The sequence below is a fragment of the Streptomyces actuosus genome (genome assembly GCF_016921115.1).
GTDB classification, from domain to species: Bacteria; Actinomycetota; Actinomycetes; order Streptomycetales; family Streptomycetaceae; genus Streptomyces; species Streptomyces actuosus_A.
Genome location: NZ_JAFFZS010000096.1, coordinates 1 through 1,523, shown reverse-complemented (window position 1 = coordinate 1,523; position 1,523 = coordinate 1). Strand labels below are relative to the sequence as shown.

General features: G+C 68.3%; 2 protein-coding genes. Both read left to right on the top strand.

All coding sequences use genetic code 11. From position 1 onward, the window contains the following. Nucleotides 1–79 precede the first annotated feature (79 nt). Nucleotides 80–463, top strand: a complete 384-nt coding sequence (locus JS756_RS35660; RefSeq protein WP_181802840.1) for a transposase — start codon at nucleotides 80–82, stop codon at nucleotides 461–463. Next, nucleotides 460–1,488 (top strand): IS3 family transposase, encoded by a 1,029-nt coding sequence (locus JS756_RS35655; protein ID WP_205387416.1) that lies wholly within the window; start codon nucleotides 460–462, stop codon nucleotides 1,486–1,488. The genes JS756_RS35660 and JS756_RS35655 overlap by 4 nt, the downstream gene beginning before the upstream one ends. Nucleotides 1,489–1,523 lie beyond the last annotated feature (35 nt).

Sequence of the window (1,523 nt, the reverse complement as noted above, 5' to 3'; positions counted from 1 at the left end):
CCCTCTCTGTCAGCCTTGGGTGAGACGTCCCGCTTCGTCGGGTTAGCCTGAGAGGGCACGACAGGAGAACCACCCCCTCATGACCAGCACCACTCCCGCCGGATCCGACCCGGCGCCCCGGCCGAAACGCCGCACGTTCAGTCCCGAGTACAAGCTGCGGATCGTGGCCGAGTACGACGCCGCGCCCAAGAACGAGAAGGGCGCGGTCCTGCGCCGCGAGCGGCTGTACCACTCACACGTCAAGGAATGGCGGGCCGCGAGGGATGCCGGGGCCCTGGAAAAGCTGGTCGACCAGCGCACGAGCCCGGCAAGGCCGAAGAAGCCGGCTGCCGAGGCGGAGAACGAGAAGCTGCGCCGCCAGGTGGAACGACTGGAGAAGGAACTGGCCCGCAACAAGGCCGCGCTGGAAGTCATGGGAAAAGCTTCCGCGCTCTTGGAAATGATCTCCGAGGGCGCGGACTGACGCACGCCGCCGCCCCGGTCACCGACGACGCCTTCGCCGGCGTCGAGGACGCGCTGGGCATCACCGCCGCGTGCCGGCTGACCGGCCGCTCCCGGGCCACCCACTACCGCAGGCTGCGGCCCCCAACGGAACGAAAGCCCAGGAAACCGCAGGTCCAGCCCTCGGCTCTGACGGCCGACGAACGGGCCGCGGTCCTGGAGCTGATGAACTCGGGCGAGTACGCCGAGCTGCCGCCCGCCCAGATCTGGGCCCGCGAGCTGGATGCCGGGCGCTACCACTGCTCCGTCTCCACGATGTACCGGATCCTGCGCGAGAAGGGGCAGTCCGGCGAGCGCCGCCGCCAGGCCACCCACCCGGCCAAGGCGGTGCCGGAGCTGGTCGCCACCGCCCCGTCGCAGGTGTTCACCTGGGACATCACCAAGGCGGCCGGACCGGTCAGGGGCGTCTGGTATCACGCCTACGTCATCATCGACATCTTCAGCCGCTACGTCGTCGGCCACACCGTCGAGCGGGCCGAATCAGCGGTGCGGGCCGAGGAGTTGATCCGCGAGACCATCGCCCGCAACGGCATCGTGCCCGAGACCGTGCACGCCGACCGCGGCACGTCGATGACCTCGAAGAAGGTCTCGCAGCTGCTGATCGACCTGGGCGTCACACGGTCGCACTCGCGGCCGAAGACCTCCAACGACAACCCCTACAGCGAGGCCCACTTCAAGACCACGAAGTACATGTCCGACTATCCCGAACGATTCGACTCACTGGCCCATGCCCGCGAGTGGTTCGACGCGTTCATCGCGTACTACAACCACGAGCACCGGCATTCGGGCATCGGCTGGCACACACCCGCCAGCGTGCATTTCGGCACCGCCGAGGAAGTCCGCGACCAGCGCGCAGTCACCCTCGCCGACGCATACGCCCGCCACCCCGAACGCTTCGGCCGCCGCCCCCGACCACCCCGGATACCCCAGCAGGCATGGATCAACGACCCGGCCAAGCGCAGGGAACCCGCACCACAAACCTCATAGCGTCACGACCGTCTCACTGGACTTGAAATCTTCCG